18 protein-coding genes are annotated in these 25,784 nt (G+C 71.5%); 11 read left to right on the top strand and 7 right to left on the bottom strand.

Annotation, left to right across the window (positions count from 1 at the left end; translation table 11 throughout):
* The first annotated feature begins 71 nt into the window (after positions 1-71).
* A complete protein-coding gene (locus tag RBJ77_RS51270; protein ID WP_372351240.1) occupies positions 72-2,372 on the top strand; it encodes an Ig-like domain-containing protein in 2,301 nt (766 codons plus the stop codon).
* Here the strand turns inward: RBJ77_RS51270 and RBJ77_RS51265 are convergent.
* Together RBJ77_RS51265 and RBJ77_RS51260 are read right to left on the bottom strand one after the other, a co-directional pair.
* The gene (locus RBJ77_RS51265) at positions 2,362-4,260 is read right to left on the bottom strand and encodes a glycoside hydrolase family 127 protein (protein WP_372351239.1); all 1,899 of its coding nucleotides are present in this window, start codon (positions 4,258-4,260) and stop codon (positions 2,362-2,364) included. The two genes, RBJ77_RS51270 and RBJ77_RS51265, sit on opposite strands and share 11 nt — an antisense overlap.
* 22 nt (positions 4,261-4,282) lie before the next feature.
* Positions 4,283-4,981, bottom strand: a complete 699-nt coding sequence (locus tag RBJ77_RS51260) for a GntR family transcriptional regulator (RefSeq protein WP_372351238.1) — start codon at positions 4,979-4,981, stop codon at positions 4,283-4,285.
* 228 nt (positions 4,982-5,209) lie between these two features.
* On the opposite strand from RBJ77_RS51260, the gene RBJ77_RS51255 reads away from it, so the two are divergent.
* The 9 genes from RBJ77_RS51255 to RBJ77_RS51215 are packed head-to-tail and all read left to right on the top strand — an operon-like array spanning position 5,210 to position 15,984.
* The gene (locus tag RBJ77_RS51255) at positions 5,210-6,175 is read left to right on the top strand and encodes a dihydrodipicolinate synthase family protein (RefSeq protein WP_372351561.1); all 966 of its coding nucleotides are present in this window, start codon (positions 5,210-5,212) and stop codon (positions 6,173-6,175) included.
* Positions 6,165-8,162, top strand: a complete 1,998-nt coding sequence (locus RBJ77_RS51250; protein WP_372351237.1) for an ABC transporter substrate-binding protein — start codon at positions 6,165-6,167, stop codon at positions 8,160-8,162. The genes RBJ77_RS51255 and RBJ77_RS51250 overlap by 11 nt, the downstream gene beginning before the upstream one ends.
* Positions 8,163-8,183: 21 nt before the next feature.
* Complete coding sequence (locus tag RBJ77_RS51245) at positions 8,184-9,185, top strand: ABC transporter permease (RefSeq protein ID WP_372351236.1); 1,002 nt, start codon at positions 8,184-8,186, stop codon at positions 9,183-9,185.
* Between the two features lie 7 nt (positions 9,186-9,192).
* Complete coding sequence (locus tag RBJ77_RS51240) at positions 9,193-10,326, top strand: ABC transporter permease (RefSeq protein ID WP_372351235.1); 1,134 nt, start codon at positions 9,193-9,195, stop codon at positions 10,324-10,326.
* A gap of 46 nt (positions 10,327-10,372) precedes the next feature.
* Positions 10,373-11,419: an ABC transporter ATP-binding protein gene (locus tag RBJ77_RS51235; protein ID WP_372351234.1), complete on the top strand. Its 1,047-nt coding sequence runs from the start codon at positions 10,373-10,375 to the stop codon at positions 11,417-11,419.
* Positions 11,416-12,453 carry an ABC transporter ATP-binding protein gene (locus tag RBJ77_RS51230; RefSeq protein WP_372351233.1) on the top strand — a complete coding sequence of 346 codons (1,038 nt, stop codon included), beginning with the start codon at positions 11,416-11,418 and terminating at the stop codon, positions 12,451-12,453. Before RBJ77_RS51235 ends, RBJ77_RS51230 begins: the two co-directional genes overlap by 4 nt.
* Positions 12,450-13,544: an exo-alpha-sialidase gene (locus tag RBJ77_RS51225; protein ID WP_372351232.1), complete on the top strand. Its 1,095-nt coding sequence runs from the start codon at positions 12,450-12,452 to the stop codon at positions 13,542-13,544. The genes RBJ77_RS51230 and RBJ77_RS51225 overlap by 4 nt, the downstream gene beginning before the upstream one ends.
* Positions 13,520-14,971 (top strand): DUF5060 domain-containing protein, encoded by a 1,452-nt coding sequence (locus RBJ77_RS51220; protein WP_372351231.1) that lies wholly within the window; start codon positions 13,520-13,522, stop codon positions 14,969-14,971. The genes RBJ77_RS51225 and RBJ77_RS51220 overlap by 25 nt, the downstream gene beginning before the upstream one ends.
* 47 nt (positions 14,972-15,018) lie before the next feature.
* Positions 15,019-15,984, top strand: a complete 966-nt coding sequence (locus RBJ77_RS51215) for a DUF5605 domain-containing protein (protein ID WP_372351230.1) — start codon at positions 15,019-15,021, stop codon at positions 15,982-15,984.
* A 9-nt stretch (positions 15,985-15,993) separates the two neighbouring features.
* Here the strand turns inward: RBJ77_RS51215 and RBJ77_RS51210 are convergent, their stop codons facing one another.
* Positions 15,994-17,484, bottom strand: coding sequence for an ABC transporter substrate-binding protein (locus RBJ77_RS51210; RefSeq protein ID WP_372351229.1), 1,491 nt, complete (start codon positions 17,482-17,484; stop codon positions 15,994-15,996).
* Positions 17,485-17,592: 108 nt separating this feature from the next.
* On the opposite strand from RBJ77_RS51210, the gene RBJ77_RS51205 reads away from it, so the two are divergent.
* On the top strand, positions 17,593-19,644 hold the full coding sequence (locus RBJ77_RS51205) for a hypothetical protein (protein WP_372351228.1): 2,052 nt from the start codon (positions 17,593-17,595) through the stop codon (positions 19,642-19,644).
* Here RBJ77_RS51205 and RBJ77_RS51200 read toward each other — a convergent pair.
* Genes RBJ77_RS51200 through RBJ77_RS51185 form a run of 4 tightly spaced genes read right to left on the bottom strand, consistent with a single transcriptional unit; the run spans position 19,608 to position 25,636 of the window.
* Positions 19,608-21,224: an acyltransferase gene (locus RBJ77_RS51200; RefSeq protein ID WP_372351227.1), complete on the bottom strand. Its 1,617-nt coding sequence runs from the start codon at positions 21,222-21,224 to the stop codon at positions 19,608-19,610. The two genes, RBJ77_RS51205 and RBJ77_RS51200, sit on opposite strands and share 37 nt — an antisense overlap.
* 1 nt (position 21,225) lies before the next feature.
* Positions 21,226-22,536 (bottom strand): glycoside hydrolase family 28 protein, encoded by a 1,311-nt coding sequence (locus tag RBJ77_RS51195; protein WP_372351226.1) that lies wholly within the window; start codon positions 22,534-22,536, stop codon positions 21,226-21,228.
* Positions 22,536-23,933, bottom strand: coding sequence for a glycoside hydrolase family 28 protein (locus tag RBJ77_RS51190; protein WP_372351225.1), 1,398 nt, complete (start codon positions 23,931-23,933; stop codon positions 22,536-22,538). The genes RBJ77_RS51195 and RBJ77_RS51190 overlap by 1 nt, the downstream gene beginning before the upstream one ends.
* Positions 23,930-25,636, bottom strand: coding sequence for a hypothetical protein (locus RBJ77_RS51185; protein WP_372351224.1), 1,707 nt, complete (start codon positions 25,634-25,636; stop codon positions 23,930-23,932). Before RBJ77_RS51185 ends, RBJ77_RS51190 begins: the two co-directional genes overlap by 4 nt.
* Positions 25,637-25,784 lie beyond the last annotated feature (148 nt).

Raw genomic sequence — 25,784 nt, 5'->3', positions numbered from 1 at the left:
ACCCCGCGCGCCCACCACCCGAGCCACCGACGTGGCCACCGCATGCCCAAAACTCCCTGAGGAGCTCAGACATGACCCAGCTCAACGGACATCCGGCCGCCGACGCAGCCGATGTCGACGACACAGCGAGACCGCTCGGCCGCCGGGCCTTCGTCGTCGGCGCGGGCGCGCTGATCGGCGCCGCCGCCCTGCACCTGCCCTCCGCCCAGGCAGCCGAGAAGCTCGCCGCCGCGGCCGACGCGGCGGGCGAGGTCCTCGCCTTCCCCGGCGCGGAGGGCGGCGGCCGCTACGCCACCGGCGGGCGCGGCCTGTCGGTCTACGAGGTCACCACCCTCGCCGACTCAGGCCCCGGCTCCCTGCGCGACGCCGTCTCCGCAGGCGACCGCACCGTCGTCTTCCGCGTCTCCGGGAACATCGAGCTCAAGGGCGGACTCGACGTCCTCGGCTCCAACATCACCATTGCCGGCCAGACCGCCCCCGGCGACGGCATCTGCGTCGTCGGCAACGAGACGAAGATCAACGACCAGTCGAACATCATCCTGCGCCACCTGCGCTTCCGCGGCACGGACACCCTCGGCACCCCCATCGACACCTTCGGCATGGAGGGATGCAGGAACGTCATCATCGACCACTGCTCCTTCAGCTGGGCGGTCGACGAGTGCTGCTCCGTGTACGGCAACGAGAACGTCACCCTGCAGTGGTGCATCATCGCCGAGGGCCTCGCCCAGTCCGTGCACCCGAAGGGACTGCACGGCTACGGCGGGCTGTGGGGCGGCGACAACGTCACGTACCACCACAACCTCCTGGTCCACCAGGGCGGCCGGAACCCGCGGTTCAGCTTCGTCGAGGACGTGCCGAGCAACGTGGACCACCGCAACAACGTGATCTACAACTACGGCTACACGTCCTGCTACGGCGGGGAGTGGGTCGCCGGGGTCAACATGATCGGCAACTACTACAAGCCGGGCCCCGACACCCTCGCCGCCATCGCACCGGTCATCGTCTCGCCGGACCGCGGCGGTACCTGGCACGTCAGCGGCAACGTCATCGAGGGCCACTCGGACATCACCGCCGACAACGTCCGCGGGATCGACTTCTCGGCGGGCGGCTGCACGCTGACCGCGGAGCCCCTGGAGTTCCCCGACCCGATCGAGGCGCAGTCGGCGAAGGACGCCTACGCCTCCGTCCTGGCGAACGCGGGCGCGCTCCTGCCGCGCCGCGACGCCGTCGACGCCCGCGTGATCAACGACGTGCGCAACGGCACCGGCCGCATGATCAACTCACAGAATGAGGTCGGTGGCGTCGTTCCGCTGGCCGCCGCGGAGGCGCCCAAGGACAGCGACCACGACGGCATCCCCGATGCCTGGGAGAAGGCCCACGGCCTCGACCCCAAGGACCCCGCGGACGGCGCCGCCATCGACCCGCAGACCGGATACAGCAACCTGGAGCTGTACCTCAACTCCCTGAAGTCCGTGGGCGCGCCGAACCCCGAGGTCACCCTCACCGGACCGGCCGCCGACAGCGTGACATCGAACGCCACGGGGACCGCGGACCTCACCCTGCGCGCCGACGCCACCGCCCGTGGCGGCGCCGACATCGCGTCCGTCGCGTTCTACGCCGACGCCGAGAAGATCGGCGAGGCCACCTCCGCCCCGTACGAGATCACCTGGAAGGGCGCCCCGGCCGGCACCCACCACCTCACCGCCCGCGCCACCGACTCCACCGGCACGTCCACCACCTCCTCACCGGTCCCCGTCCACGTCAACAAGACGACGGACCTGGGGAGTTGGACGGCGATGGACCTCGGAGACGTGCCCATCGCGGGCGCCGCGGCCCTGGAATCCGGCAAGTTCACCCTGAGCGGCTCCGGCAAGATGAAGGGCCGCAAGGACAGCTGCCACTTCGTCTACCAGAAGATCGACAGCCCCGGCGACGAGGTGGTGGAGCTGATCGCCCGCGTCGACTCGCTCAGCGCCGTCTACCAGGAGGTCATCGCGGGCATCATGATCCGCGACAACCTGACGCCCGACTCGCCGTTCAACCTCATCGGCCTCTACGTGGCCAACGGCGGGCTGAAGTGCGCCGTGAAGCGCATCCACGCGAACGGCCCGGAGATGAGCGACGGCCGGTACCCCTACGAGGAGGACGAGCTGCTCGACGACAAGCCGTACTGGCTGCGGATCACCCTGCGCGGCGACGAGTTCACCTCGGAGATCTCCCCGGACTCCCTGCAGTGGACACGGGCCGGCTACGAACGCATCCCCATGGGGGACCAGGTGTACGCGGGGCTGTTCGTCGAGGGCAACAAGGAGGCGAACGCCGTCGCGCACTACGCGACGGCGAAGTTCAGCCTCGTCAAGATCAATAAGTGACCGGAACCCACACGCGCATCGCACCGTCGCCGCGGTTGTCCCACTGGAAGTAGGGCACCGCGGTGGCGGTCGCCGGGCGGCGCTCCAGCGGCGTGTCCGGGCTGAGGTACGGCAGCCCGTCCCGGTGCGGGGCCCGCACGGTCTGTGCACCGGCCTCGATCCGCACGGTCCGGCCGACGCCCGGCAGGTCGGACACGTGGGTGACGTGGAGCTCCGCGTCGGCCGGGAGCGCCAGCTCGTCCACGTCGGTGCCCGCCGGCTGGTCCGTCTGCTCGAAGCAGTAGACGAGCGGGCCCCGTTCGACGGCGACGCTGCCGCGCAGCGCGTCGATCCTCGGGTGGGCCGAGGTCAGCCGTGGCGTCATGTCGAGGTCGAGCACCACCTCGTCGCCCGCCCGCCAGGCGCGCCGCAGCAGCAGCCGCCCCTGCGCGTCGGGGGTCACCGGCTCCCCGTCGAGGCGGGTCCGCGCGCTCCACGGCGGTACCCGCAGCGCCAGTGTCCAGTCACCGCCCGGGGCGTCGTCCACCGTGATGCGGACCGTGCCGTCCCACGGGTACTCCGTCTCCACCCGCAGCGCCACCTGCCCGGCGGACAGCGCGCACGCGATGCGCATCGGCGCGTACAGGTGCAGGAACAGGGTGTCGTCGGCCGTGGTCGTCGTGTAATGCGGCAGCGAGGCGACCAGGCGGGTCACGGAGGGCGGGCAGCACGCCGACCAGAACCACTCGTCGCGGCAGCGGGGATCGCCCACGGCCTCCGCGTGATCGGGGCGGCGCTGGAGCGGGTTGCCCTTGTAGTAGGTGCGCCCGTCGGCGGAGCGGGCCGCCGCGAACGCGTTGTACAGCGTGCGCTCCAGGAGATCCGCGTACCGGCCCTCGCCGGTGGCGAGCAGCAGCCGCCACGACCACTGGATGCTCGCCGCCGACGCGCACGTCTCGTTGTACGCCAGGTCGGGCGGGAGTTCGTACCGCTCGCCGAACACCTCCCCGACCTGCCGCGACCCCAGGCCACCGGTCAGCGCGGTGCGGGTGGCCGCCATGTCCGTCCAGCGTGCGGCGCTGGCGGCGAGGAGTTCCTTGTCGCCCGTCTCCACCGCCACGTCGACCGCGCCCGCCTCCAGGTACAGCGCCCGCACCACGTGCCCGGTGACCGACGGCGCCGAACGGACCGGGAGGTGGTCGAGGCGGTGTCGCGTCCCGTGCTTGTGCCGGCCCACAAGCCCGTGCCCCCGCCGCTCCACCAGCCGCGTCGCCAGCGTCAGGTAGCGCTCGTCGCCGGTGACCCGGTACAGCTCCACCAGCGCGGTCTCCGCCTCGGGATGTCCGTCGAGCCCGGGACCCGAGTCGTCGAGGAACACCGCGCACAGATGGTCGGCGAGCCGTCGCGCCACCGTCAGCAGTTCCGTGCCGCCCGTGGTCCGGTGCACGGCCACCGCGGCCTGGAGGAGATGGCCCGCGCAGTACAGCTCGTGGCTGTCGACCAGGCGCGCGTACCGGCGCTCCGGCTCCGCCACCTGATAGTGGGAGTCGAGATAGCCGTCGTCCTCCTGGGCGCGGGCCAGCAGGCGCGCACCCTCGTCAAGGAACGTGCTCAACTCGACGTCGTGATCCGTGTGGTGCAGCTGCCAGGCCGCCGACTCCAGCATCTTGTGGACGTCGGAGTCCGCGTACACCGGCCCCCGGAAGGACCCGGACTCCAGACCGGCCGCGATCCGCAGGTTGCCGAGCGCGCCGGACGTCTCCAGATGGTGCAGCGCCAGCGGAATGCTGTCGGCGCGGTTCACGTCGAGCCACCGGCCGAACAGGCCGCCGGTCACCCGCACCCCGGCGTCGGGCGGCGGGCGGTGCGCCGACAGGGCGCCGGGGGAGGGGAGTACCGGGCCGTCCACAGGACCTCCAGGAGTCAGGGGTTCACAGACTGGGCCGTGCCAGGAAGGCGATCGTCTGGTCGCGGACCCGCAGGATGTGCGCCTCCAGCAGTTCCCGCGCCCGCAGCCGCTCGCCGGACTGCAGCGCGTCGACGATCGCCCGGTGCTCGTCCACCGCGACGTTCAGCCGCGACGGGGTGATGGGCGCCTTCAGGCCGGCGCGCGTCACGTGGATGCTCAGATTCAGGTCGTCGTGCAGGTCGAGCAGCATGGGCAGGCTGCCCAGCTTCACGAGCTCCTGGTGGAAGCGGGCGTCGTTGTCCCGGAAGTCGGCGTACCGCGTCGGGTCCGCCAGCGCCTCCCGCGCCAACTCCTCGGCCTCGACGACCAGTTCGCGCAGCCGGGCGGGCGGCTCGCGGTCGGTGCGGTCGGCGAAGAGCCGCAGCGCGTGCGACTCCAGCATCAGCCGCAGCTCGAACAGCTCGTACACGCTGGACAGTGACGGTATCGCCACCGTGAAGCCCACCGTCGCGTCGTAGGCGAGCAGGCCCCGCTCGTAGAGGCGGCCCACCGCGCTGCGCACCGGCGTGCGGCTCATGCCGAGGCGGCGCGCGAACTCCCGCACCGGCACCGCCTGCCCCGGGGCCGGGTTCTCCACCGTCAGCCATTCCACGATGGCCCGTGAGGCCCGTGCCTCCAGGCTCTCGTCCGGTCCGAGGTCCGTGCCCGTCGCGTTCTCCACGCTCGTGCCCTCCTCAGCGCGGGCCTGCTGTGCCGCTCGCGCTCGGATCATGCCGCCTCCCAGTGCTGCCGGTGCAAGTGCGCCCTCATGGTATGCCGCAGGTGAGCCGCGCGTCTCGGGAGATGCGAAGTCAACTATTGGGTGTGTCACGGGGGTTGACGGCCTTGGCGCCCCTCAACAAACTCGTGGCATACCACCGACATCCCTCTGAGCTTCTCCGAGGTGACCATGCCGCGACAAGCGCTCCATGGGATCATCGTGCCGACCGTGTTACCCATGACCGATGTGGGTCAGCTCGACCGGCCTTCCCTGGAATGCCACCTGAACGCACTGATCGACGCGGGCGTGCACGGCCTGTGGATCAACGGCACCACGGGGGAGTTCCACGCCCTGGACGAGGACGAGCGGAGCCTCGCCGTGACCGTGGCCGCCAAGACGGCGGCCGGCCGCGTCCCCGTCATCGCCCACGTCGGCGACGCGGCGACCGCCCTCAGCGTCCGCCAGGCACGCTCCGCCGTGGACGCCGGGGCCGACGAACTCGCCGTGATCGCCCCGTACTTCACCCCGTACGGGACCGCTGAGCTGCGCGACCACTACCGCGCGATCGCCGACGCCGCCGGGTTCCCCGTCCTCGCCTACCACTTCCCGCAGCTCACCAAGTCCGCCCTGACGACGGACTGCGTCCTCGAACTCGCCGCCGAAGGCGTGCTGTCCGGCATCAAGGACAGCACCGGCGACCTGACCTGGCTGCGCCGCCTGATGCGCCGCGCCGCGCGCCGGGGCATCCGCCTCGACTGCTTCGCAGGTGCCAGCGGCCTGTCCGACCTGTCCCTGTACGCCGGCGCCGCGGGCGCCACCAGCTCGCTCGCCAACCTCACACCACGCCACCTCGTCGCCCTGTACGAGGCGGCCCGCGCCGGCGACTTCGCGCGGGCCCGCGCCCTCCAGGAACAACTGGAGGACCTCCTCGACGCGATGGCCGGCGCCCGCAGCGAACCCACCCTGTCCACCACCGTCAGCACCGCCAAATACGTCCTCGCGGCCCAGGGCCGCATCACGTCCGCCCATGCCGCACCCCCGCTCGCGCGCCTCAGCGCCGAGGAGGAGCGCGGCCTCACCGCCACCGTGGTGCCTCTCGTCCATGACCTCGAGGCGGCGGCACTCGACGCAAAGGAGCGTGGAGATGACTCCTGACCGCACCCGTCTGCCCCGCCGCACCCTGCTGCGCGCGGGCGGCGGCGTCCTCGCCGCCGCCTCACTCTCGGGCGCCCTGTCCGGCTGCGGCTTCTTCGACACCGACGCCGACAACGGCGACTCGGCCGGCGGCCAGAAGGGCAAGGAGGCGCCGTCTCTGAAGAAGCAGGCCGACGCCGGAAAACTGCCCAAGGTCGAGGAGCGCCTGCCCGACAAGCCGCTCGAGGTGAAGCCGCTCCAGGAGACCGGTGTGTACGGCGGCACCTGGCACTCCGCGATGATCACGCCGGAGGACATGGGCTGGCTGCGCTTCAGCATGGGCTACGAGCCTCTGGTGCGCTGGGCACCCGAGTGGCAGGGCGTGACGAAGACGAAGATCCTGCCGAACGTCTGCGAGAAGTACGAAGTGATCGGCGGCGGCAAGGAGTTCGTGTTCCACCTGCGCAAGGGCATGAAGTGGTCCGACGGCGAGCCGCTCACCGTCGACGACTTCGCGTTCGCCTTCAACGACTACAACGCGGACGCCAAGTACCACCCCTACGGCCTCTACGCGCTGTGGCTGAACAAGAACGGCAAGCCCGCCCGCTTCGAAGCCGTCGACGACCTCACCGTCAGGTACGTCTTCGACGAGCCCAAGCCCGGCTTCCTGGAGGAGATCGCCGGTACCACCGGCATCTTCATGTTCCTGCCCAAGCACTACCTCAAGCAGTTCCACCCCACGTACAACAAGGACGCGAACAAGCTGGCCAAGGACGCCGGGCTGGCCGACTGGATCGCCTATCTGCCGGTCGTCTCCGAGGCGTGGAGCAACCCGAAGATGCCCACCGTCAACGCCTGGCTGCCGAGGACCGAGGTCACCAAGGGCAGCAGCGTGACCTGTGTGCGCAACCCCTACTACTGGAAGGTCGACTCCGACGGCGCGCAACTGCCGTACATCGACAAGGTCGTCGTCGACATCCTCCAGGAAGTGGAGGTCGAGGTCCTCAAGATCTCCAACGGCGACCTGGACATGCAGCTCTACCAGTTCGGCACCGTCCGCAACAAGCCGGTGATCTCCCGCAACCGCGCCAAGGGCGGCTACCGCATCATCGACGTCGAGCCCGACTCCGCCAACACGATGATCATCGGCTTCAACCAGACCCACCCCGACAAGAAGAAGCGGGCCCTGTACGCCGACAAGGACTTCCGCGTCGGGCTCTCGTACGCCATCAACCGGCAGAAGATCATCGACACGGTCTTCGCCGGACAGGGCAAGCCCTGGCAGGCCGGTCCCAATCCCGGCAACGAGCTGTACGACGAGGAACTGGGCACGCAGTACACCGAGTACTCCGTCGCCAAGGCGAACGAGGCGCTGGACCGGGGCGGTTACACCAAACGCAACGGCGACGGCATCCGGCTCACCAAGGACGGCGACCCGCTCGCCTTCACCGTCCTCGTCGTCTCCGACATGGCCGACCAGGTCGACGCCATGGACCTGATCCGCTCGGACTGGCGGAAGGTCGGCGTCGACGCCACCGTCTCCCGCGTCGCCGAGACCCTCTACTGGGAGCGGGTCGAGGCCGGCAAGGCCGAGGCGTCCACCTGGGACTGCAACAACTTCGACGTCCGCACCGGGGACGGCGGCGACCACTACTACCTGCCGAGCAACCCCCGCGGCTCCTCCCGCTACGGCGGCCAGTGGGCCAAGTGGTACCTGCGGGAGGGCAAGGACGGCGAGGAACCGCCGGCCCGCGTCAAGCGGCAGCTCGAACTCTTCGACCAGATGCGCGCCACCTTCGACACCGCCCGGGCGACCCGACTCGCCCGGCAGATCCTGGAGATCACGAAGGAGGAGTTCTACTACATCGGCATCTCCACCCCGCCCAAGGACTACGGCATCACCAAGACGGCCCTGCGCAACGTCCCGACGTCGTTCAGCGCCGCCGGCATGCACCAGGCACCGGGGCCCAGCAACCCCAGCACGTACTACTTCAAGTCGAAGGCCTGACGGCGGACGGGAGTTCAGCGCATGCTCGCGTTCCTCGTCCGGCGCCTGGGATGGATGGCCGTCACCCTGTGGGCCGTCTCGCTGGCGACGTTCTTCATCATCAGTCTTCCGCCGGGCGACTACGTCTCGACGCTCCAGGCCAACGCCGAGGAGCGCGGCGAGATCATGGGACCCGCCGAGGTCGCCGCACTGCGCGACCGCTACGGCCTCGGCCAGTCCTTCTTCGCCCAGTACTGGAAGTGGATCACGAACATCGTGTTCCACGGCGACTTCGGCCAGGCCTTCGCCTGGAACATGCGGCCCGTCAGCGACCTCATCTGGGACCGGATCGGCCTGTCCTTCTTCCTCTCCATCGCCACCATGCTCCTCATCTGGGCGATCGCCTGGCCCATCGGCATCTACTCCGCGGTGCGCCAGTACTCGCCCGGTGACTACGCCGCCACGTTCTTCGGCTTCATCGGCATGGCCGTCCCGGAGTTCATGCTCGCCCTCGTCCTCATGTGGGTCGGCATGCGCTGGTTCGGACAGAGTCCCGGCGGCCTGTTCTCACCGGAGTACCAGGACGCCGCCTGGAACCTCGGCAAGGTCCTGGACGCCGCGAGCCACCTGTGGCTGCCGATCCTCATCATCGCGGTCTCCGGCACCGCCGGCGCCATCCGCATCATCCGCGCCAACCTCCTCGACGAGCTGTACAAGCCGTACGTCGTCGCCGCGCGGGCGAAGGGACTGCCCGAGTGGAAACTGCTGCTCAAGTACCCGGTCCGGACGTCGATGAGCCCGTTCTTCTCCACCGTCGGCTGGCTGCTGCCCGGACTCATCAGCGGCGAGACGATCATCTCGATCGTGATGAACCTGCCGACCACCGGGCCCCTCATGCTCGGCGGCGTCCTCAACCAGGACATGTACCTCGTCGGCAGCTTCATCCTGATCCTCTCCACCCTGACCGTCATCGGCACCCTGATCAGCGATCTCGCCCTCGCCTGGTGGGACCCCAGGATCCGGCACAGCTACGAGGGAGGGTGAGCGGCCCATGGTGACCACCACGGTCGAGCGAACGGTCGACGAGGCCGACGACGCACCCGTCGTCGGCGGGCAGGCCTCGCCCTGGCGCCTGGTCTGGCGCCGCTTCCGCAAGCACCGGCTCGCCCTCGCGGGCGCCGTCATCGTGCTGTTCGCCTACTTCGTCGTCGCCTTCGCCGAGATCCTGGCGCCCGGCTCGCCCAGCGCCGTCGACGAGAAGCACACCTACGCCCCGCCGCAGATCGTCAAGGTCGACCTCAGCTGGGACGACGGGCTGCGGCTGTACGCCAACGGCTACACCACCAAGCGCGACCCGGAGACGTTCGAGCAGATCCACACCGTCGACCCCGGCAAGCGGATCCCGGTGACCTTCTTCGCCAAGGGCGACGCGTACAAGATGTGGGGCGTCATCCCCTGGGACCGGCACCTGTTCGCGTCCGCCGACCCGGACCAGAAGGTGTACTTCCTCGGCACCGACCGGGCGGGCCGCGACGTGTTCTCCCGGATCATCCACGGGGCGCGCGTCTCGCTCTCCATCGGACTCGTCGGCGTCGCCGTCAGCTTCGTGCTCGGACTCCTCTTCGGTGGCATCTCCGGCTACTTCGGCGGCACCCCCGACCTGGCCATCCAGCGCGTCATCGAGTTCCTGATGTCGATCCCCACGCTGCCGCTGTGGCTCTCCCTGTCCGCGGCCGTGCCCGATCAATGGGGGCCGCTGGCCCGCTACTTCGCCATCACCACGATCCTGTCGGTGATCGGCTGGACGGGCCTGGCGCGCGTGGTGCGCGGCCGCTTCTTCTCACTGCGCGAGGAGGACTTCGTCACCGCGGCACGGCTCGACGGCTGCGGCCGGGGCCGGATCATCTTCCGGCACATGGTGCCGTCGATGTCCAGCCACGTGATCGCCTCGCTCACCATGGCCGTCCCCGGAATGATCCTCGGCGAGACCGCGATGAGCTTCCTCGGCCTCGGCCTGCAGTCACCCGCCGTCAGCTGGGGCGTGCTGCTCCAGGAGGCCCAGAACATCCGCACCGTGGAGACCGCTCCGTGGCTGCTGATCCCCGGCGTCGCGGTGTTCGTCACCGTCCTCGCCATGAACTTCGTCGGCGACGGTCTGCGCGACTCCGCCGACCCGTACAAGTGATCCGCCAAGGAATCCGCCAAGAGATCCGCCCGAGGAGGGGAGTGACGTGAGCAGCCGAGCCGCGCCGATCCTGGAGATCGAGGACCTGCACACCTGCTTCGAACTCGACGACGGCACCGTACGCGCCGTGTCCGGCGTCGATCTCACCATCGGCCGGGGCGAGGTCCTCGCGGTGGTGGGGGAGTCGGGGTGCGGCAAGAGCGTCATGGCCCGCTCCGTGCTGCGCCTGATCGACAAGCCGGGCCGCATCACCGGCGGCAGCATCCGGGTCCACGACGCGGACCGCGTCGTCGACATGGTCACCGCGCCCGGCCCCGAACTGCGCTCGGTGCGCGGCCGCAAGGTCGCCATGGTGTTCCAGGAGCCCATCGCCTCGATGAGCCCCATGCACACCCTCGGCAACCAGATCGGCGAGTCGCTCGTCCTGCACGGACAGGCCACGAAGGCCGAGGCCCGCACCCGCGTCGTCGACCTGCTGCGCCGCGTCGGCATCGCCGCGCCCGAGCGGCGCGCCGACGAGTACCCGTTCCAGATGAGCGGCGGCATGCTGCAGCGCGCCATGATCGCCATGGCCCTGTCCTGCGGCCCCGACCTGCTCATCGCCGACGAACCCACCACCGCCCTCGACGTCACCACCCAGGCACAGATCCTGGACCTGCTGCGCGAACTCCAGCGGGACACCGGCATGGCCGTCATGCTCATCACCCACGACCTGGGGGTGGCCGCGCAGATGGCCGACCGGATCGCCGTCATGTACCTCGGCTCGGTCGTCGAGACCGGCACCACCGACACGGTCCTGCGCAGCCCCCGCCACCCGTACACCCGGGCGCTGCTGCGGTCGGTCCCCAAGCTCGGCTCGGGCGGACGCGAACGGCTGCGTCCCGTCCGGGGCATGGTGCCGGGCCCGTACGCGCGACCGGCGGGCTGCCCGTTCCATCCGCGCTGCGAGGAGTTCATGGCCGGCCGCTGCGACAGCACCGTCCCCGGCCGGGTCCCGGCACCGCTGCCCGCACCGGCCGCCGGCACCGACGGCACGGTCAGCTGCCTGCGCTACGAGGACGTGGGCGACGACGAGGGGAAGGCCGCCTCATGACCGTCGCCGCCACCCGCACCGACACCGCCCTGCTGCGGACCCGCGGCCTGACCAAGCACTTTCCCATCCGCCGCGGCCTGTTCGGCCGCACCGTCGGCACCGTACGGGCCGTCGACGGCGTCGACCTGACGGTCCCCGCCGGCCGCACCGTCGCACTCGTCGGCGAGTCCGGCTGCGGCAAGAGCACCCTCGGCCGCTGCCTGCTGCGCGTCCACCCGCCGACGTCCGGCGAGATCGTCTACCACCGCACCGACGGCACCGCCGTCGACCTCGCCGCCCTCGACGAGAAGGGCCTCAAGCCCTACCGCAGCGAGATCCGCCTCGTCTTCCAGGACCCGTTCGCCTCCCTCAACCCGCGGATGACCCTCCTCCAGATCGTCGGCGAACCCCTGCGCGTGAACCTGCGCCTGAGCGCCAAGGAGACCGAGGAACGCGTCGCCGAACTGCTGCGCCGCGTCGGACTGCGCCCCGAGTACCTGCGCCGCTACCCGAACGCGTTCAGCGGCGGACAGCGCCAGCGCGTCGGCATCGCACGGGCGTTGGCGCTCGCACCGCGCCTGGTCGTCGCCGACGAGGCGGTCAGCGCCCTCGACGTGTCCGTCCGCGCCCAGATCCTCAACCTCCTGAAGGACCTCCAGGACGAGTCCGACCTCACCTACCTGTTCATCTCGCACGACCTCGGCGTCGTCGAGTACATGGCCGACGAGGTCGCCGTCATGTACGTGGGCCGCGTGGTGGAGACCGGCGCCACCGAGGAGATGTACGGCCAACCCCTCCACCCCTACACCGAGGCACTCCTGTCGGCCGTGCCCGACCCCGACCCGGCCGCCCGGCGCCGTGAGCGGATCGTGCTGCGCGGCGAGGTCGCCGACGCGTCGAACGTGCCGGCCGGCTGCCCGTTCCACCCCCGCTGCGCCTACGCCCAGGACGTGTGCCGCACCGACGTGCCCGCCCTGCGGCCCGTCGCACCCGGCCGTACCTCGGCCTGCCACTTCGCCGGCCAGCTCGACCTGAAGGGAGTCGACGGACCGTGACCGACGACCAGGTGACGCACGACCCGCGCTTCGACGGCGTCGTCCGGGAACGCCCCGGCGACCCCACCGTCCACGAAGCGCTGCTGCCCACCCTGCACCCCCGCGACAGCCACGCCGCGTGCCTCCTCGAACTCGACGACGGCGACCTGCTCTGCGCCTGGTTCAACGGCCCCGACGAGGGCGACCGCGACACGAACGTCGTCCTGTCGCGGCTGCCGTCGGGCACCGACCGGTGGACGACGCCCGTCGCCCTCTCCGCCGACCCGGACCGCGCCGAACAGAACCCGGTCATCGCCCGGCTCCCCGACGGCACGATCCACCTGTTCCACCCCTCAGACGAACCGCACGACCAGAAGACGGCCCGCCTGGTCACGCGCACCTCCCGCGACGGCGGACACACCTGGGACGCCCCGCGCACCGCCCACGACGGGCCCGGCATCTTCGTCCGCAACCCGCCGCTCGACCCGGGCGACGGCTCCTGGCTGCTGCCCGCCTACCGCTGCCGCAGCACGGGCGAGCACTCCACGGTCCTCATCAGCGAGGACCAGGGCGGCAGTTGGAAGGAGTACGACGTCCCCGGCAGCGACCACCTGGTGCAGCTGTCCGTCGTGCCCCGGTCGGACGGATCCCTCCTCGGGCTGCTCCGCAGCCGCGCCGCCGACCGCATCCACGCGACCGTGTCCACGGACGCCGGCCGCACCTGGACCCCACCCGTGCCCACCGAACTCCCCAACAACAACTCGGCGGTTCAGGCCGTACGGCTGCGCAGCGGCGCTCTCGCCCTCGTCTACAACCACGCGAGCCTGGAGCGCGGCGAGTACCGCTGGGTCGGATCGGGTGCGGGCCGTCGGAAGAAGGCCCTGCGTACGCCGCTCACCCTGGCCCTGTCCGACGACGAAGGTCGCACCTGGCCCTGGCGCCGTGATCTGCAGACCGCCGACGACGAGTACCGGGAGACCGAGTACGGCTACTCCTACCCGTGCCTCCTGCAGGCCCGCGACGACCGGATCCACGTCGCGTACTCCTACCTCCGCAAGACCATCAGGCACGCGACGGTGACCGAGGAATGGATCAGGCAGGGGCGACGGTGAACGCGGTGGACACGGTCGAGCGATGGGGCCTCTTCGAACTGGCACTGCGGGGCCCGGCCGACGGAAACCCCTACCAGGACGTCGAGTTCGGCGCCGAGTTCCGCCACGGGCACCGCGTGGTGCGGGCCGACGGCTTCTACGACGGCGACGGCACCTACCGGGTGCGGTTCATGCCGGACAGGACGGGACCCTGGACGTACACGACCCGCTCGAACGCGCCCCGGCTGGACGGCACCGAGGGCGGGTTCCACTGTCTGCCCGCGGGCCCCGGCAACCACGGACCGGTGCGCGTCGCCGGCCCGCGGACCTTCGCCCACGCCGACGGCACCCCGTACCACCCCTTCGGCACCACCTGCTACCACTGGACCCACGACGAGGACGAGAAGCTGGAGGAGCGCACCCTGCGCTCGCTCGCCGACTCGCCGTTCAACAAGGTCCGCATGTGCCTCCTGCCGACCCGCGCGATGAACCCGCCACGGCTGCCCTACCCGGGGCGCGACCGACAGCCGCCCAGACCGGGCGCGTTGGACACGACGCGGTTCGATCCGGAGTTCTTCGCCCGCTTCGAACGCCGCGTCCGCGACCTGAGCGACCTCGGCATCGAAGCCGACGTCATCCTCTTCCACCCCTACGACGAGGGGCACTGGGGCGTCGACGACATGAGCCGTGAGGCCGATCTCGCCCTCGTCCGGTACGCCGTCGCGCGCCTCGCCGCCCACCGCAACGTCTGGTGGTCCATCGCCAACGAGTACGACTTCAACAAGGCCAAGACCCTCGACGACTGGCACCACATCGGCCGCCACGTCCAACGCCTGGACCCCTACCAGCACTTGAGGTCCATCCACAACGGCACCCGCATGTACGAGTACGAGAGCGTCTTCGACTTCCGTGCGCCGTGGACCACCCACCAGTCCGTCCAGCACTGGGACGCCTCGTTCGCCCCCGAGTGGCTCGACCGCGTGCCCAAGCCGGTCGTGCTCGACGAGATCGGCTACGAGGGCATCCTCGGCCGCCGGTGGGGCAACCTCACCGGCCAGGCACTGCTGCGCCAGTTCTGGCACGGCATGACGGCCGGCGCGTACGTGGGCCACGGCGAGTGCTACCCGGAAGAGGATCCGGACGGCGCAGCCTGGATCTCCCGGGGCGGCCGGCTGCAGGGCGAGGCGGTCCCCAGGGTGGCGTTCCTGCGCCGTCTGTGGGAGCAGGCGGCGCCCGACGACCGCTTCGTCTACTTCGGCGACCGTCGGCACCCGCACCGGGACGTCGAGCTGCCGGCAGCCGGAGGCCCTTGGCGAGTGGACCTGATCGACACGTGGAACATGACGGTCGCCCCGCTGTCGGGGCCGCCGCGCAGGGGCCGGGTCCGCGTCCCCCTGGACCACCGCCCGGACATGGCGGTCCGGTTGAGCCGGGCAGGGACCGCGTAGGGGCGCGGCCGCCCGTATCCCATCCGCACTCGCCCACCAGGAGACCCATGAACGGCGCCCAGGGCCCGGTCCACGCGCACGGCACCCGATTCCGCCACGCGGACGGCACTCCCTACCATCCGATCACGACGACCGTCCCGCAGGCCGACCCCAGGACGTTGCGGGCACTCGCGGGCGGGCCCTTCAACCGGGTCCGCCTCACCGCGTCCGCGGCGCTCCCGCTGGACGTCCTCGACCAACAGGTGGCCGCCTGCGGCCGGTCGGGCCTCCAGGCCGAGATCGTCCTCAGGGACCGGTCCGCCGTCGCGGCCACCGTCCGACGCCTGGCCCACCACCCCCACGTCTGGTGGAGCGCGCCGCCCGACCACGAGGCGCAGACCGACATCCAGGAGCACGACCACGGCCACCACCCGCTCACCGTGCACGGCCCGCCCGACACGGACTTCGGCGCGCCGTGGATCACCCACGCCTCCGTGCGGCACGCACAGACCCGCGCCGTCTCCGGCCTCGTGCACACCCTCGGCAAGCCGGTCGTCGTCGACTACTGCGGCGCCGAGGGCGACGCCGCCGACGACCCCGAACAAGCGCTTCCTGGGCAGGAGTTGACCGCCCGTCTGTGGGAGGCCGTGTGCCGGGGCGGCTATGCGGCGCACGCCGAGGCCTGGGGCCCCACGCCGTGGAGCGAGGGCGGCGGGGAGCTCAGCGGCACGGCGGTCGAGCGGGTCGCGTTCCTGCGCGCCGTCCTCGACGACGCACCGGGCGAGGGTCTGGCGCACACCCCGGAGACGTACGACGCCTCGACCCTGGAGGCGGCGGGGGAGTACGTGCTCCAGTACCTGGGCCCGCACCGCTATCCCCGTCGCCCCTTCGACCTCGCCGGCGGCCGTTGGACCGTCGACGTGATCGACACCTGGAACATGACCGTCAGTCCGCGGGCGCCCGTGTCCGGCGGAGCCTTCCAGGTCGAACTCCCCGCGCAGCCGTACCTCGCGATACGGCTGCGCAGGAGCTGAGGACGGTCCTCACCAGTCCTTGCCGGAGGCGGCCTGCGCCTTGATGTAGGCGGGGATGTCGACGGTCTCCGCCACCTTCAGGGCCGACGACACCCGCAGGCCGTCCTTGAGGACGTGCTGCCGGAACACCATGTACATCGGCAGGTCCCAGTACTCGGTGTTCTGGTAGTTCTTCACCGCCGCGTTCTCGGCCCAGAAGACGCCCGAGGTGTCGACGCCCGCCAGCTCCGGGATCGCCTCGCCGAACGCCGCCTCGACCGCGCCCGAGCGCAGCGCCGGCTTGATGGCGTGCCGGGCCAGCTCCACCTGCGCCTCCTGGGAGACCAGCCACTTGAGGACCTGGAGGGCCTCGGCCTTCTTCGTGGACTGCGGCGGCAGGAACGCGGCGATGGTGTTGGGCTGGTACCCCGACGTGTCACCGCTGCCGAGCACCGGCACCGACGTGACCCCCAGCTGGACGCCCTTGGCCAGCTCCCGCCACTCCTCGGCGTCGTCCTCCTGGAGGTAGAGCGGGCTGAGCGCGTACGCGGGGAGCTTCCACAGACTGTCCACCGCCATCGCCACGTGACCGGTCAGCAGGTAGTCGTCGACCGTGGTGAAGATGTTGTGCGGGTGGAGCAGGAAGCGCTCCAGGTTGGTGCCGAGCCGCTGCCAGCCCGCCGAGGTGATGTTCACCCGGATGTCCTCGGGCGCCGGGTTCTCGCTCGACCCCGGCACGAACGGGTACAGGCCGAGCTGGTTGAACTCCAGGTACAGGTCCGGGTGCTGGAGATAGCCCTTGTACGCCACCAGGTCCTGCTCGAACGTGAGCTTCTTGGCCAGGCGGAACGCCTCGTCGTACGTGACTCCGTTCGTCGGCGGCCTGAGCCCCTTCATGTCGAAGATCTTCTTGTTGTGGAACAGGACGAAGTCGTCGACGAACAGCGGCACGCCGTACAGGCCGCCGTCCGAGCGGGCTCTGACCAGTTCCACGGTGGCCGGGTTGAGGGAGCCGACGTCGATGCCCGCGGTGGCCAGGTCGGCGGTGAGGTCGCGCACCCAGCCGCGCGGCTCCAGGTCGCGGTCGACCCGTCGGCGCGGGTCCTCGATGATGATGTCCGGCACCACACCGGCCTTGTCGAGGTCCTCGTAGCGGACCGGGTAGTCCCAGGCCACGGTCTTGATCTTCAGGCCGGGGAACGCCGCGCGCATCTTGTCCCCGATGACCTTGTCGAAGAAGCCCGGGTTCTCGAACGGCTTGTAGTTCGCCATGAAGACGAACAGCTCGTCGTCGCAGACCTCGAACGGCTCGTCGTACTTGTTCGGGATCGTCGTGCACGCGGCCGCCCCCGCCGCGCTCTTCGGGGCGGTCACCGGACGGGCCTGCGCCGGGCTCGACGCGGCCAGCGAGACGCCGGTGAGGGCCGCGGCCCCCACCGCCGCCCCGGCCGACACGATCTTCCGGCGGCTCGGCCCCGACGGCTCCTGCCCGGGGTTCTGGTCGTGTGGTTGTGCATTCATGCGGGGTCCCTTTCGTCGCGGTACTCCACTGGCATGCCACTCGAATGCCACAATGGTTCCGTCGACCGTGAGTGCGGTCAACACCTGTGCATGGATGGGGAGTTGGTAATGTCTCGCATCGCTGACGGTGACAGGTGGCTGGAACTGGCCGAAGGGCCTGACGGCCGGCCACGGCTCGGCTTCGGACACGCGGCGCACCAGGGGGGCCGGTGCTTCGAGGTCGACCTGCGCGACCTCTTCGTGGTGTCCGTGGGACGTCCGTGGGCGGTCCTGCGCCCCGGACTCCGCAGCTGGCGGGCCGCATGCGACGACCGGACCCTCGCGGTGAGCGTGGAGCTCGACGACGGGCCGCCGGGACTCGTCGCCGACCTGCGCTGCGCCTTCGTCCGGGGGATGCTCCGCCTGGACGTGACCTGGCGCAACACGTCCCGGGACCACATCCGGGAAGCCGTGCTGGGCGTGTGCCTGCCCCTGCCCGCACTGCGCCCCGAGTCCGTCACGCTGCCCCAGGTCCTCTACCGCGGCAACCCCTCGGCCGACCCCTCACGCATCGTGCCGCGGCTCGGCCCGTGCCCCGACGAGGGCCTGGTCGTCGAGGACCACCGGCTCCCCGTGCCCGCCGCCCACGCGGAGTGGGGCGGGCCCACCCGCAGGTGGTATGCCACCCTGTACGCGGCGGAACCCGGGGACGGATCCCTGGGCGCACTGTCCGGCGGGCGCGGCATCTGTCTGCTGGGCGTCAGCGGCGCCCTGCTCTTCGCCGGGCAACCGGACACGGCCTACGTGCACAAGGGCAGGACCGCCCCCTACGACGACGGATACCGGACGCTGCCGCCGGGCGCCGAGCACCACAGCCGCCACGCCGTCGACTGGGGCCGCCCCACCCGCCCGGGGCACGGCTTCCGCGACCTGGTCCACCGGGGCCTCGACCTCTACCGGCCGCACGGCGCGCGCCCGCTGGAACTCGACGACCTGATCCGGCTCAAGACATCGGCCCTGGACCGCCGCTGGCACGACCGCGACGGCGCGGCGGGCTACCTGAAGTTCACCGGACCCGACCACACCCCGGGATTCCTGTACGGCTGGACCGGGCAGGCCCTCAAACTCGCGTGGTGCGACGCCCGCATCGGCGTCGAGGAAGGCGCCTCGTGGCGCGTCGAACGGGCCCGCCGCGCCGTCAACTTCTACCTCGACGGCAGCGTCGCCCCCGACGCCCCGGGACTGCGCCTCAGCTTCTTCGCCACCGACACGGGCACCTGGTCGGGGTTCGAGCGGGACGGCACCGGCCCCTTCGTCTCCGCCCGCGCCTACGGCGACACCCTGGCCGACCTCGCCGACGTCATCCTGCTGTTCCGCGCGCACGGCCACGCCGTGCCGTACGGCTGGGTGCGCGCGCTCACCGACGGGGTGCGCGCCACCAGCGGGGAGGGGCCGCCCCCGTACGGCTGGCGGCCGGACGGCACGCCGCTGCCCGGTGCCGGTTCGGCGGCCGGACTCCCGTGCGTCCTCGCCCTGTTGAAGGCCCACCGCGTCACCGGCGACCGCTCCCTGCTGCGTCACGCCGAGGCACTGACGGAGGAGTACCGGCGCCGCCACGCGGACGACTTCGCCACCCCGTTCGCCCACGCCACCCTCGACGCCGCCTGCGAGGACAAGGAGGGCGGCATCGGCTACTTCCTGTGCGCGTACGAACTGCTGCGGCTCACCGGCAAGAAGCGCTGGGCGCTCTGCGCGCAGGAGGCCGCGGACTGGCTGCTCACCTGGGTCTACCAGTGGAATCCGGCCTTCCAGGGCGGCTTCGAGACGACGGGGTGGCCGGGGGTCAGCGTGCAGAACCACCACGTCGACGTGTTCTTCCCCGCCCATGAACTGGCCCGCCTCGGCGACTTGGTGGAACGGCCGGTGTACCGGCGGCTCGGCGAGACGACCCTCGGCGCCTTCGGGCAGGGCGTCTGCACGCGGCCCGGCGAGTGGGGGTTCCGGCAGCCGGGCGAGCAGGCCGAGGGGTTCTTCCCCACCAACTGGCAGGACCGCGGCACGAGCAACACCTGGAACCCGTCGTGGGTGACGGCCCAGGTGTTGTCGCAGGCGCTGCGGATGCGGGCCGCGGGCGGCCTCGCCGCTCAGCCCGTGCCGGTGCGCGCCGGCTCGGGGCGGTGAACACCGCGCGGGCGGTAGCCGAGCGCGTCCGAGAGGCCCAGGTGGTCGGCGAGGAGCCAGGTGACCGCGAGCCACATCTCGGTGCCCTGGAGGCCCGGCGTGTGCGGGGCGCGGTCGCCGGGTTCGAGCGCGAAGGAGAACCCGGCGTCGTCCTGCCAGCGGCCCAGGACCCGCTCCAGCTGCCCCCGCGCCCAGTCCCGGCCCTCGCCGCCCCGGTGCCCGGTCTGCCGGGCGCACAGCCACAGCGGATGGATCACGTCGAGGACGTCACAGGCGGTGCCCCGGTCCGAGCCGAACCAGGCCGGGTCCCTGCTGTGCCCGAGCACGCTGTCCACGACCCGCTCGGGATACGGCAGCGGCAGCCCGAACTGCGCGAACGTGCCGCGCGTCGCCCGGTAGAACCCGTTCACCGGCTGCCGCCACCCGTCCTTGGGGCCCGGCGCCCCGTACAGGCCGTGCACCGGGTCGGCCCGGGTCAGCAGCCATCCGAAGAGGGTCTCGGTGAGCGGCGACGGCGCCGCGAACCGCAGGGCCGTGCCCACCCCGTCCACCCAGTGCCCGCTGCGCCACGCCTCCGTCCGCCACGGCAACCGGTCCAGCCGCGCGACGAGCTCCTCCGGCGACAGCTTGGTGACGGCCCGCACCGGGTGCGCGAACCGCGAACCGAGCAGGTCCAGGGCGTATCCGACGCACAGGACGTGGTACATCGCCGCGTCGTCGTCCAGTGACGGCGCGGTCCCTCCGACCTCGGGGACGAGCCCGGTCTCCGGGTCCTGCAACTGCTCCAGTTCAGAGGCGAGGTGGGCCCCGTCGGTGCCCGGTGGCGGCCCGTCGAGCAGCAGCGCCGAGATCTCCACGGCGTCGCACGGCGCACGCACGGTCGGTGCGGCGCCCGGGCGGTCCGTCCAGGCGTCCCCGGTGCGGCAGCGGGCGAGGAGCGCGGGCACCTGCTCCCTGGCCCGCTCCGCGAACCGTTCCAGCCGCGCGTCAAGGCTGGTCGGCGGCTTCGGGGCACCCCCGGTGTCGCGCCGGTCCCGTACCCGCCGAGCCGGGTTGCCCACCGCCACCGACCACGCGGGCAGGTCCTTCGTCACGACCGCGCCCGCGCCGACGACGCAGTGGTCGCCGATCGTGACGCCGTCGAGGACCACGACGTGCGACCCGATCCACACGTCGTCTCCGATGACGATGCCCTGCGAGGTGAGCGGCTGGCGGTGCACCGGCTCCTCGGGTGCGAACCCGTGGTTGAAGCCGAGCAGCGAGGTGTGGGCGCCCACCCGCACCCCGTCGCCGAGCACGATCCGGCCGCGGACCGTCGAGAACGGGTTGAGGGTGCAGTCCCGTCCGGCCCGCACGTCGTCCGTCACGACGGCGTGCGCGCCGATGTACGAGCGGTCGCCCAGGCGCAGCACGTCGGCGTGCACCCCCGCCCACGGCGACACGAACACCCGCTCGCCGAAGGCGGCGTCCCCGATCCGCTCCGCCAGCTCCTTCTGATGGGCGAGCTGGTCGGCCTGCTGGCGCTCGTCGCTCCGACTCCAGAACTCCCAGGGGCAGTGGTCGAACCTTCCGGGCCGCATGTCACCCTCCACCGGTCACCTTCTCCCGTACGAGACCTTCCACATGCTGTACGAGATCGGGCTCGGCGAGGTTCCCGAAGTGCACGTCGGACAGGCGCAGTTCACGGATCGGGGCGTGGGCGTAGCCGCGGGCGAGGACGGCGCGACGGGCCCGGCCCACGGTGGCGCGGCTGATGCTGATGTCCCGCACCCGCGGCGGGTAGCCGCCCGTGTCGCCCTCGCCGCGCTCGAAGTCGCAGGTCACGAACTCCTTGGTGAGGTGCGTGACGGTGAGGTCGGCGAGGTGGATGTTCTCGGCGAAGCCGCCGCGCACGGAGTTCGTCTTGATGTACAGGCCGAAGTAGAGTCCGGGTCCGCCGATCCGGCAGCGGCGCACGTACACGTTGCGGATGCCGCCCGTCATGTCGCTGCCGAGGGTGACGGCCCCGTACCGGTGCCGCAGGACGCAGTCCTCGACGACGATGTTCTCGCTGGGCGTCGCGATCCGGCGGCCGTCGGCCTCGCGGCCCGACTTGATGGCGATGCAGTCGTCGCCCGCGGTGATGTCGCAGCGCCGGATGACGACGTCTCGGCAGGACTCGGGGTCGATGCCGTCGTTGTTGGGTCCTGGACTGTCGATCGTCACGTCCTGGATCAGCACGTTGCTGCACAGCACCGGGTGGATCTCCCACATGGGGGAGCGGATGATGGTGACCCCTTCGACGAGGACCCCGTGGCAGCTCTGGAACTCCACGAAGTTGGGCCGGAACCGGCAGCCGTCCGCGTAGACGCGGCGCTCCACCGGGTCGCCGTCCTCGGCCTGCCGCCACAGTCGCGGCCAGTCCTCCTCCTGGTGCCGGATGCCGCGCCGCCAGCCGAACTCGGCCTGCCCCGACCACGGCCACCAGTGCTCCTCGTCGGCCTGCCCGTCGAGGACCCCGCGCCCGGTCACCGCCACGTTCCGCTCGTCGCGCGCGTACACGAACGGCGCGTAGCCGTAGCACTCCACGCCCTGGAAGCGGGTCAGGACCGGCGGCAGGTACGCGGCCGGGTCCTGGCTGAAGCGCAGTGTGGCGCCCTCCTCCAGATGGAGCTCGACGTCGCTGCGCAGCCGCACGGCGCCGGTGAGGTAGGTGCCCGGGGGGACGGTGACCCGTCCGCCGCCCGCCGTGTGGCAGGCGGCGATCGCGCGGCGCAGTGCCGTCGTGCAGTCGGTGCGGCCGTCGCCCACCGCGCCGTACCGGGGGGCGGGGAAGTCCCGGTCGGGGAAGCGGGGGCGCACCACCCGCGCCACGATCGCGTCGGCCTCCCGCCAGGGAGCTGCGGTCTCCATCAGGCCGTCGCCTCCTGGCCGTTCACGGTGACCCGGCTCAGCACCAGGCCCTCGACGTTCAGCACTTCGTTGGGGCCCGTCATGCCGTCGAAGCGGCAGTCGGTGAACCGGACGTCCCGGATCGGGTTCGCGTCGTTGCCGAGGAGTGTCCACGCGCGCGGCCCGCTCCGTGCTGTCAGGTTCCGTACCTGGATGCCGCGCACGTCGGGGTAGTAGGGGCCGCTGTCGATCCGCTCGTAGTTGAGGGCGACCTCGACGACGACCTCGCCGACCTGCCCGACCTCGATGCCGTCGCACAGGACGTCCCGGACGTGTCCGCCGCGCACGGGGTTCGACTTGATCCGGATGGCCCGGTCCAGGTCGGGGCTGGACATGCGGCAGTCGCGGGCCACGATGTCGTGGACCCCGCCGGTCGTCTCGCTGCCGATGGTGACGCCGCCGTGTCCGTCGCGCATCTCGCACCGCTCCACCAGGGCGTGCGCCATGGGCACGTCGACGCGCCGGCCGTCGGCGTTCTTCCCGGCCTTGAAGGCGATGCAGTCGTCGCCCGTGTCGAACACGCAGTCCTGGATGAGGACGTAGGCGCAGGACTCCGGGTCGCAGCCGTCGTTGTTGGGGCCGTTCGGACTGTCCACGGTGACGCCGCGCACGGTCACGTTGGTGCACAGGACCGGGTGGATGTTCCACATCGGCGAGTTGCGCACGGTGACGTCCTCGATGAGGACGTCACGGCAGCGGTAGAACTGCACCATGTTCGGCCGCAGATGGTGCCCTTCGCCGAAGACCCGCTCCTCGACGGGCACACCGGCCTCGGCCCAGGCGAGCAGCTGCTGTTTGTCGGGGGACTCGGGGGAGGGGCCGCCGTCGACGCCCTTCGTCCAGTTCCACCAGTGTTCCGCGTCGGCCTGCCCTTCCAGGACGCCGCGCCCGGTCAGCGCCACCGTCCGGCAGCCGTAGGCGTACACGAACGGCGAGTAGTTCACGCACTCGGTGCCCTCGTAGCGGGTGTACACCGCGGGCAGGTACGCGGCCGGGTCCTGGCGGAACCGCAGGGTGGCGCCCTGCTCCAGGTGCAGGTCGATGCGGTCGCGCAGATGGACGGCGCCGGTCAGCCAGTCGCCGGGCGGCACCACCACCCGCCCGCCGCCCGCCGCCGCGCAGGCGTCGATCGCGGCGCGGATCGCGCTCGTGCAGTCGTGCACGCCGTCGCCCACCGCACCGTGGTCGGTGATCGGCACGGAGCGGCGTGGGAAGCGTGGGGTGCGGATGCCGGCGAGGATGCGGGCGGCCCGCCGGTCGGTCCCGGTCGCGGCCCGCGCGGGGCCCGCGGACAGCCACAGCGCGGCCGACGCCCCCGTCGCGGCGGCCAGGAACGTTCTGCGTCGAGGTGCGCTCACCAGGACCACTCCTCGGCCGGTACGTGCAGGGCGCGCTCGCGCAGCGGCGCGTGCGGGTCGACGGTGCGGGCGGTGTACATGGGGCGGGTCCTGCCTTCCGGTTCGATGCCGATGACGTCGTCGCCGCGCCAGCGCACCCGGTACGAGCGGCCGGCCGCGGTCTCCTCGGTGACACGCTCCGCGAGGGGGAACGTGACGGTGATCCGCTCGCCCGCGCGCGGCGCCGGAAACCGCAGCGTGCCGTCCGGCGCCCACACGCCCGGTTCGCCGCCGCGCGCCGTGTGCCCGTCACGGGCGACGAGCAGCCGCGCGTGGCCCGCCCAGTCGGGCACCCGCATCCGCAACTCCGCGCAGTCGCGGCGGACATGGAGGTCGACACGGCCCTCGTGCGGCAGATGGCTGTGCACGTCGACGAAGGAACTGCCGCGGTTCAGCAACAGGTTGACCCGGACGAGCCGCTCGTCGCCGGTCACGGCCGCCGCCCACCCGGTGAACAGGCCCCGCACGCCCGAGCCCACGCAGCACGCCTGCACGTCGGCGGTGTGGCCGCGGCCGAGGACCGCGTCGTTCACGTAGTCGTTCGGTGCGCCGTATCCGGCGAACGCGCCGCGCACCCGCTCGCCGACCCGGTGCCGGGTCACCCAGCCCGGCTCGTCGCCGCTGCGGTCGGGCGCGGAGCGCACCCAGTCGACGTCGGTCAGCTGCGACGCCGTCAGGTGCCCGCGCAGGAACCGCTCGACGACCGCCCAGTAGCGGGTGTGCCCCGCCCCGGCGAGCGTCGTCCCGATGCCGATCAGGTCGACGAGGGAGCACGTCTCGTGCTCGAACCGCTGCCCGGCCAGATCGCCGGGCGTCCAACCGTACGCGGTGCACTGCGCGAGCGCCCAGTCGAACGAACGGCGTACGTACGCGGTCAGCGCGTGATCACCGGTGTGCACGGCGTACTTGGCGAGCCCGTCGAGAGTGCCGAGGCGGGTGTGGAAGTGGCCGCTGCGGTAGGCGAGCGCCGCGTTGAACGAGCCGTCCTCGGCGAACACCCCGCTGTACTCGGTGATCAGCCGGGTGAACCAGCCGCACAGCTCCAAGGCCTGTGCGTTGCCCGTGAGCCGGTGCCAGCGCAGCAGCGGCATGATCAGCCGGCCGCAGAACGACGCCGGGTCCGGCGCCAGGTGCAATTGCACGGCGTGCGCCGACGGCCAGCCGTCGCGCATGTACTCGGAGGCCGGGTAGTACCAGACGTCGCGTTCCTTCACCGCGATCCGGTGCAGGGCCCCGACCAGCCGGTCGGCGGCAGCGCGCACCTGCTCGTCGCCGTCGTCCTGGAACCAGGTGGTGAGCGCGAGCAGCGTCGCCCGCTGGTCGATCAGGCCGGCGGTGGCCTCCCAGTGGCCGCGCGGATGGGTGCGTCGCCAGGTCAGTCCGTCGGGGCCGAGCAGGTCCAGGAGCGTCTTCTTGTACGCCTTCTCGGCCGGCGCCCACCAGGCGGCGCCCGTCATCCGCCGAGCGAGCACGCAGGCGTCGGTGAGCCGGCCGTGGCTGGAGCCGTAGTCCCAGTCGCCGTGCCGCAGTTCCGCCGGGTCGGCGAGCAGGTCCGCGCTGAAGAAGGGGAGGCCGTCGAGGTCCGGGTCGGCCAGGTTCACGACCGCGTTCATGGCCAGCTCGGCCCGTTCTTCCAGAAGGAGTGTTGCTGGTATGCCAGGCATGGGGATCTCGCCGTCTCGGAGTCCGGAGGAGCGCTGATGAGGGCGAACGTCAAGAACGCTAGGCGCGGCCGACGAGGAGCGTCAAGAGGTCAGAAAGCGCAGGACAGAGCCAACTCGTCGACCAAGCAGGGGTGTTGACGGGGCGTCG

Source organism: Streptomyces sp. KL116D (assembly GCF_030766975.1).
Taxonomy (GTDB): domain Bacteria; phylum Actinomycetota; class Actinomycetes; order Streptomycetales; family Streptomycetaceae; genus Streptomyces; species Streptomyces longispororuber_A.
Note: the sequence above shows the minus strand (reverse complement) of the source record. Positions and strands in the feature narration are given on the sequence as shown.